This is a genomic window from Flagellimonas sp. L-11 (assembly GCF_056857735.1).
In genome coordinates this window covers 1-8093 of sequence record NZ_JBSXNR010000065.1, presented here as the reverse complement: position 1 = coordinate 8093, position 8093 = coordinate 1, and the positions used below count along the sequence as shown (strand labels likewise).

At 43.7% G+C, this 8093-nt stretch carries 7 protein-coding genes and 1 tRNA gene; 4 read left to right on the top strand and 4 right to left on the bottom strand.

Translation table 11 applies throughout. The features are described from left to right. On the top strand, positions 1-117 hold a 117-nt coding region (locus tag AC13CC_RS11600; protein ID WP_482875575.1), incomplete at its 5' end, for a transposase. Between the two features lie 108 nt (positions 118-225). On the opposite strand, the gene AC13CC_RS11595 is transcribed toward AC13CC_RS11600, so the two are convergent. The 4 genes from AC13CC_RS11595 to dnaE all read right to left on the bottom strand — a co-directional run bounded on the left by AC13CC_RS11595 (position 226) and on the right by dnaE (position 6242). After that, positions 226-299 (bottom strand) — tRNA-Asp (locus tag AC13CC_RS11595). A 125-nt stretch (positions 300-424) separates the two neighbouring features. After that, the gene (locus AC13CC_RS11590; protein WP_326276960.1) at positions 425-1354 is read right to left on the bottom strand and encodes a DUF58 domain-containing protein; all 930 of its coding nucleotides are present in this window, start codon (positions 1352-1354) and stop codon (positions 425-427) included. 82 nt (positions 1355-1436) lie between these two features. After that, complete coding sequence (gene trxA / locus AC13CC_RS11585) at positions 1437-1754, bottom strand: thioredoxin (protein ID WP_275649610.1); 318 nt, start codon at positions 1752-1754, stop codon at positions 1437-1439. Positions 1755-1856: 102 nt separating this feature from the next. After that, on the bottom strand, positions 1857-6242 hold the full coding sequence (dnaE, locus tag AC13CC_RS11580; protein WP_482876441.1) for a DNA polymerase III subunit alpha: 4386 nt from the start codon (positions 6240-6242) through the stop codon (positions 1857-1859). A gap of 244 nt (positions 6243-6486) precedes the next feature. On the opposite strand from dnaE, the gene AC13CC_RS11575 reads away from it, so the two are divergent. From AC13CC_RS11575 to AC13CC_RS11565, 3 genes are all read left to right on the top strand, one after another. Then, positions 6487-7065 carry a 30S ribosomal protein S16 gene (locus AC13CC_RS11575; RefSeq protein ID WP_326276962.1) on the top strand — a complete coding sequence of 193 codons (579 nt, stop codon included), beginning with the start codon at positions 6487-6489 and terminating at the stop codon, positions 7063-7065. 12 nt (positions 7066-7077) lie between these two features. After that, positions 7078-7611 (top strand): ribosome maturation factor RimM, encoded by a 534-nt coding sequence (rimM, locus tag AC13CC_RS11570; RefSeq protein WP_326276963.1) that lies wholly within the window; start codon positions 7078-7080, stop codon positions 7609-7611. A 246-nt stretch (positions 7612-7857) separates the two neighbouring features. Further along, a partial coding sequence (locus AC13CC_RS11565) for a transposase (RefSeq protein WP_482878271.1) occupies positions 7858-8093 on the top strand: 236 nt, incomplete at its 3' end.

The window sequence follows — 8093 nt, the reverse complement described above, 5'->3', positions numbered from 1 at the left end:
AGTACAAATGCTTCAGCAGAGTCCTTCAATGCAAAAATAAAAGCCTTTAGGGCTCAGTTTAGAGGTGTCAAAAATGTAGAGTTCTTCCTATTTAGATTAACAACAATTTTTGCATAAACACAACAATTGGTCTTGATCCACAATTGGTCTTGATCCAAGAAAGGGGAGAGTCAAAGGGTGTAAATAAAAAATCCTTGACAATCAATAGATTATCAAGGATTTAAGCGGTCTGGACGGGACTCGAACCCGCGACCCCCTGCGTGACAGGCAGGTATTCTAACCAACTGAACTACCAGACCAATGATTTTATCTTTGTAAGACTCCGACAACAGTCAGATTCAAATCTTGTTCATTGCTTTTTTAAAGCGAGTGCAAATATACACTCTCATTTCGGATTCGGCAAAACATTTTTTTAAAAAAATGGTCAAACAAATTTTTGCCGCTCAATCATAAAGGAATTCAATACTTGGGAGAACCCTGATCTAACATCCACGCCCACATATTTTATTTGGTATTGTGCACATTTTAGTTTGAGGCTTTTCTGGTATTGCAACACTTTTTCCGAATATGCCTTTTTTATGGAATCGGCATACAAATCTATTTGCTCGCCCGTTTCCACATCAACAAAACGTTTGGGGGCATTGTCAAAATCAAAGTTGAGCTCGTGGGCTTGATCTAATAAATGAAAAAGAACCACGGCGTGTTTGTTGTATTTAAGGTGCCGAAGCGCTTCAAAAAGTTTTTCCTCTTCGGTCTCCGTTTGGAACATATCCGTAAACAAAAAAATCAAGCTTCTTCGGTGTATTTTCTCCGCTATTTGATGTAGAAACGTGTAGGTTTTGGTCTCTTTTGTGTTTGTTTTATGCGTGGCCACTTCGTTCAATTTGGAATACAGCATTTGAAAATGGCGTTCACTGTTCTTTTCCGAAGCGTGGAAATCGTAGGTGTCCGAATAGATGCTCAAGCCAACGGCATCCCGTTGTTTCTTCAAAACCTGCATCAAAGCGGCGATGGAAAGCACCCCAAAACCAATTTTGTTGAGGTTGTCCAAGGAATACTCTTTCACTTCCGGATAGTACATCGAACTGGAGTTGTCCAAGATCATGTGGCACCTAAGGTTGGTCTCGTCCTCAAAGCGTTTGGTGTATAAGCGGTCTGTTCGTGCAAAAAGTTTCCAATCAATATGTCTGGTACTTTGCCCTGGGTTATAAATTTTATGTTCCGCAAACTCAGCGGAGAACCCGTGGAACGGACTTTTATGGATTCCACTGATAAACCCTTCCACAATTTGGTGTGCCAAAAGCTCTAAATTTTGGAAAAGGGTTGCTTTGCTAAGTTCCGATCGTACGTCCATAACTAATTTGTGCAGACAAGATAAAATAAAAAAGGCTTGGCAAGTGCCAAACCTTTTTTAAAATCTAATTCCCTAATTGTTATTACAGAGCTGCATCAATGGCATCTGTATATACTTTTTTAGGAGATACGCCTACTTGACGGTTAACAACCTCACCGTCTTTAAAAACTAAAACGGTTGGAATGTTGCGTACGCCATATTTAGCGGCAAACTGTTGGTTTGCATCAACATCTACCTTGCCAACAACAGCTTTGCCATCGTATTCTTGCCCTACTTCTTCAATGATCGGACCTACCATTCTACAGGGTCCGCACCATGCTGCCCAAAAATCTACTAGGACAGGCTTGTCACTTTTTAAAACTACTTCGTCAAAAGTTGCATCTGTTATTTCTAGTGCCATCTTATTTATTTTAATATTGTGCAAAGTTAGTCAAATAATGCCCATGTAACTTACATACGGCGTATTCGTTTTAATTATTGCGCCATTGACAATAATTATGATCTAATTCAGCTTGTAGTGAATTTCATTTGCTTCCAGTTCGGAAAGTAACTCGCTGTTTATCTTCACCTTTTGTTTTCGGCTCGATAATTTGAGTTTGATTTCCTCCTGCATCTCATAAATTACAAAACTTATGGGATGATCCCCTTTATGTAATGTTAAAGTGTCTTTCAAGGTTTTGATACGTTGTTCCTGCAGACGATCTATGTTCAGTTTGATGGTAAGCTTTTTCGCAAAGGCATCCATCACGTCCTGAAGCTGTTTAAAATCGTTGAACTGAAGCCTTGGATCCCCTTTCTTGCCCGTGTCCCGGTTTACCCAGCCCTCGCGCACAAACGCCCGCACATGTACAAAAGAGTTGATCATTAAAAAATGACGGAACTTTAGGTATTCCTCACCAAAAATGCGCAATTCGTACGAATCGTTGTAATCTTCCAAAGTGAAGAGCCCCCAACCTTTACCGTTTTTAGAGACTCGGTGTTGTACATCGGTAATTACACCGGCTACGGTCAACTCACGATTCACATGCTCCTCTAAACGAGAGAAATCGGATACCGTATTCTTGCAAAATGCCTTGATCTCCTTTTTGAAATCATCCAAGGGGTGACCAGAAATGTAGATGCCCACCACTTCTTTTTCCCGACGCAACTTTTCCATGGTGCCCCATTCCTCGCAGGGCGGAACAATGGGTTCGGGAATTTGAACCTCACTAGCTTCACCAAAAAGGCTTACTTGGGATGAATTTTGGTTCTCCTGAAACTTGGAGCCGTACTTCACGGCCTTCTCCAAGAAGGAAATGCCATCGCCATCATCATGGAAATACTGGGCGCGGTGCGTATCACCGAAGGAATCAAACCCTCCGGCCAAGGCCAGATTTTCGAATGCCTTTTTATTGGCTGCACGCAAATCAACCCGTTTGGCCAGATCAAATATGGATTTGTATGGGCCTTCTTCCTTACGGTTTTCCACAATGGTCTCCACTGCCGACCGCCCCACACCTTTAATGGCGCCCATGCCAAAACGTACCGCATTGTCCTTGTTTACGGCGAATTTATAGTAGGATTCGTTCACGTCCGGCCCCAACACCTCAAGCCCCATTCGTTTACATTCCTCCATAAAAAAGGTAACCTGCTTAATATCATTCATGTTGTTGGACAACACTGCGGCCATATATTCGGCAGGGTAGTGGGCCTTTAAATATGCTGTTTGGTATGCGATATAGGCATAACAGGTGGAGTGACTTTTGTTGAAGGCATAGGAGGCAAATGCTTCCCAATCCTTCCAGATTTTTTCCAGCACATCCCGTGGGTGACCGTTTTTCTCCCCGCCGTCCAAGAACTGGGGCTTTAATTTTTCAAGTAGGGCGAATATCTTTTTACCCATAGCCTTCCGGAGCACGTCCGCATCACCTTTGGAGAATCCGGCCAGTTTTTGTGAGAGCAACATCACCTGCTCTTGGTATACGGTAATCCCGTAGGTTTCTTGGAGGTATTCCTCCATTTCGGGGAGGTCGTAGCTAATCTCCTCTTCACCATGCTTTCGTGCAATAAAACTTGGAATGTATTCCATTGGGCCTGGGCGGTACAGGGCATTCATGGCAATAAGGTCATCAAAAACCGTAGGTTTCAGGTTTTTCATGTGCTTCTGCATCCCGGGTGATTCGTACTGGAATACCCCTACGGTTTCACCTCGTTGGAAGAGTTCATATGTTTTTTCATCATCCAGCGGAAAATCATCGGGGACCAATTCTATTCCCGTTCTGGCCTTCACGATTTTTACCGTATCCTTGATCAAGGTCAAGGTCTTTAATCCCAAGAAATCCATTTTTAACAGCCCGGCGCTTTCCACTACGGAGTTGTCGAACTGGGTAACGTAAAGGTCAGAGTCCTTGGCAACGGATACAGGTACAAAATTGGTAATGTCATCCGGAGTAATGATTACTCCACAGGCATGAATCCCTGTGTTTCGCAACGACCCTTCAAGAACACGGGCCATTTTAAGGGTTTGCCCTTCCAAATCATCGGTTTCTGCAATATTTAGGAGCTCATACACCTTCTCCAAGTCATCGGAACGGAACTTCTTCTTCAAATCGGCTTCGTCCACTCCAAAAATCTTATTGAGCTTGGACATGTTGGGAATCAATTTGGCTATACGGTCGGCGTCGCCCAGGGGCAAATCCAACACACGAGCAGTATCGCGAATGGACGATTTGGCCGCCATGGTTCCATACGTAATGATTTGCGCCACTTGGTTGGCCCCGTATTTATTGATTACGTAGTCCATTACACGGCTACGGCCCTCGTCATCAAAATCAATATCGATATCGGGCATGGACACCCTGTCCGGATTCAGGAACCGCTCAAAAAGCAGATCGTACTTTAAGGGGTCGATGTTGGTGATCGTCAAACAGTATGCCACCACAGAACCGGCTGCGGAACCCCTCCCAGGCCCTACGGACACATCCATATTGCGCGCTTCGCGGATAAAATCTTCTACAATCAAAAAGTAGCCCGGATAGCCTGAGTTTTTAATGATTTCCAACTCAAAATCTATCCGTTCCCTGATTTGATCCGTAAGTTCTCCGTACCGTTTTTCGGCTCCTTTATATGTGATATGCCTCAGGTAGGCATTCTCACCGCGATTACCTCCGTCGATTTCATCTTCTGGGTCTTTAAATTCTTCTGGAATACTGAATTTGGGGAGCAAAATATCACTGGCAAGGTCGAAGGGCTCAATTTTGTCCACAATTTCCTTGATGTTCAAAATAGCATCGGGTAAGTCTTTGAAGAGTTCCTTCATTTCGTCCGAAGACTTAAAATAGTACTCTTGGTTGGGAAGGCCGTAACGGTAACCTCTGCCTCGCCCGATGGGGGTGGATTGTTTTTCCCCATCCTTTACGCACAGTAAAATATCGTGTGCCTCGGCATCTGTTTTATTGCAATAATAGGTGTTGTTGGTGGCGACGAGTTTTACATTATGGTCTTTGGCCATACGTACCAAAACTTGATTTACACGATCTTCGTCTTCTTGGCCGTGGCGCATTATTTCGATGTAAAAATCGTCGCCAAATTGCTCTTTCCACCACAAAAGGGCTTCTTCGGCCTGTTTTTCACCAACATTTAAAATTTTGTTGGGGACTTCACCGTACAAGTTTCCGGTAAGGGCGATTACATCTTCCTTATATTGTTCAACAACTTTTTTGTCGATTCTAGGTACGTAGTAAAACCCATCGGTATAGGCAATGGATGACATTTTAGCCAGATTGTGGTACCCTTTTTTGTTTTTGGCCAAGAGCACAATTTGATGCCCGTAGTCCTTTACGTTTTTATTGGTGTGGTCCTCGCAGACAAAGAATTCACAACCTACAATGGGGGTAATTTCTTTTTCGGTAGCTTGTTCCCCATTGGCTATGAGTTCTTCATTTTTGGCCTTGGCCGCTTTGTTGTGTCCCATTACTTCCTTCACAAAATGAAAAGCGCCCATCATGTTGGCATGGTCGGTAAGGGCAACTGCAGGCATGCCATGGTCGGCCGTTGCCTTCACCAAATCTTTTATGTTGATGGTGGACTGAAGCACGGAGAATTGGGAGTGGTTGTGCAGGTGGACAAAAGGCTCGTCTTCCAAGGTCTCTACATTCTCTTGGATTTCCTCATCCGAAACACCTCCTGTGTCCTCCGCCCAAAGTGCATCGGCTATTTCTTTTGATGCGGCCTTTAGGTTGATGTGCTTTAACCCGATGAGTTCTATCTCTTGTGGGTTGGCCTCGGAGAAACGCTCAAAATAATCGGGTTGAACGTCTAGTTCTTGGCGGGAATATTGTTTTTTACGGACCAACTCCAAAAAGCAACGTGTGGTGGCTTCCACATCGGCCGTTGCGTTGTGTGCTTCGGCAAATGGTTCCCCGAACAAAAACTCGTGCAGTTCGGTCAGGGTAGGCAATTTGAATTTTCCACCACGTCCCCCGGGTATTTTACAGAGCTCTGCGGTATGTTCGGTACAGGTGTCGAGTACTGGGAGTTCGGTCATTGGACTTTCCACGCCTTCACGGTGGAATTCACACCCCATAATGTTAATGTCGAACCCTACATTTTGACCCACAATAAATTTTGTCTGTTGCAAAGCCTTGTTGAAGGCTTCCAACACCTCGTTCAACGGAACGCCTTTTTCTTCGGCCAAGGCGGTGGAGATGCCGTGTATCTGTTCCGATTCGTAAGGTATGTTGAACCCTTCGGGCTTTACCAAAAAGTCTTGGTGTTCTATTAAATTACCGAGCTCATCGTGCAACTGCCATGCTATCTGGACGCATCTTGGCCAATTATCGGTATCGGTAATGGGGGCGTCCCAACGTTTGGGCAAACCAGTGGTTTCCGTATCAAAAATCAAGTACATAAGCTATCTGTCTTGGTCAAAAAAAAGAATGAATAAAAATAAGGAAGAAGAAAGGTTTGATAAAAAAGAGTTGTGAGGAGTTATCAACCAATAAAAATGGCAAAAAGGAGTTGGGGATTAATGGATTTGGATTATATTTGCACCCGCTTAACAGATAAGCGACTGATTTCCGGGAAATCGGAAATGACATTTTAAAATAAAAGAATTAATAATCAGGGTCGGGCACCCTACAAATTAATGTGATATGCCAGTTAAAATTAGACTTCAGAGACACGGTAAAAAAGGTAAACCATTCTATTGGGTGGTAGCTGCAGATGTAAGAGCGAAAAGAGATGGTAAATATTTGGAGAAGTTGGGAACTTATAACCCAAACACCAATCCAGCCACAATCAATCTTGATATTGACGGTTCTGTAAAATGGTTGCAGAACGGTGCACAGCCAACCGACACCGCTAGAGCAATTCTTTCTTATAAAGGAGTGATGATGAAGCACCACTTGATGGTAGGTGTTCGCAAAGGCGCAATGACCGAAGAGCAGGCTGAGGAGAAATTCAAAGCTTGGTTGGAAGAGAAAGAGCAAAAAATCCAAGCCAAAAAAGAAGGTTTGACCAAAGCTGAAGCCGAGGCCAGAGCCAAAGCATTGGAAGCTGAGAAGGAAGCGAACGCCAAGAGAGCTGCCGCTGCTTTGCCGGAAGAAGAGGAAGTAACTGAAGAAGCTGCCGAAGAGACTGCCGAAGCCGCTACAGAGGAGGCCACTGCTGAAGCTGAAGCTCCTGCGGAAGAAGCTCCTGATGCAGAGGAACCTTCCAAAAAAGAAGAATAGAAACGTAGGACGATGCGCAAGGAAGACTGCTTCTACCTGGGCAAAGTCGTTTCAAAATATAGTTTTAAGGGTGAGGTGCTGGTTAAACTGGACACCGATGAGCCCGATAGTTACGAAAACATGGAATCAGTACTTGTTTCTTTAGGAAACAATCTGGTTCCATTTTTTATTGATAAATGTCGATTGCACAAATCCAACCTGCTCCGCATCGATTTTGAAGAGGTGAAGGACGAACCTACTGCGGATAAGCTTATTGGTTCCGAATTATACCTTCCTCTGACTATGTTGCCTCCACTAACAGGCAACAAGTTTTATTTTCATGAGGTAATCGGTTTTACCCTAATGGATGAGGTTTATGGAGATATTGGTCTTGTGGAATCCATTAACGATAGTACTTCACAAGATTTATTTGAAGTAAAAAAAGGAGACAAGGAATTGTTGATTCCTGTCAGCGATGAAATAATCAAAAAGGTTGACCGCAAGAACAAGACAATTTTTGTGAAGACCCCCGAAGGTTTGGTGGATTTATATCTAGGTAAAAAATAAAAAGGAGGCAAATCAATACCTCCCTATTGACTTAATAAAACTAGACGAAATATTATTTTTTTCACTTGCCGCCACCAAGGTAAAAACCTAATGATATGCCCAAGTAGGAGTTTATAGGTATCTTTTAAAAATGAAAAGAGGACTATCTCATAAAGTGTGTAAATAGAAAATTAGCGGGGGCATGCCCCCGCTAATTTTTTGTCTAATCTTGCCTGTCGGCAGACAGGTTTTAAATATTTTCACATTATGAAGAAAGAAGAATTGTTCAACGACGATTTCCTGAAGCAGTTCAAATCGGGAGACGAGCTCAACGGTTTTCTCAAGGAACTCCAGAAACGCGGTATCGAGAAGATGCTGGAAGGGGAACTGGACGGCCATCTGGATTACGAAAGGCACCAGAGGTCCAAGGACGGCAACTCCCGTAACGGGCACTCCAAAAAGAAGGTGCGTACCTCTTTCGGGGAGTCCGAGATATCCGTCCC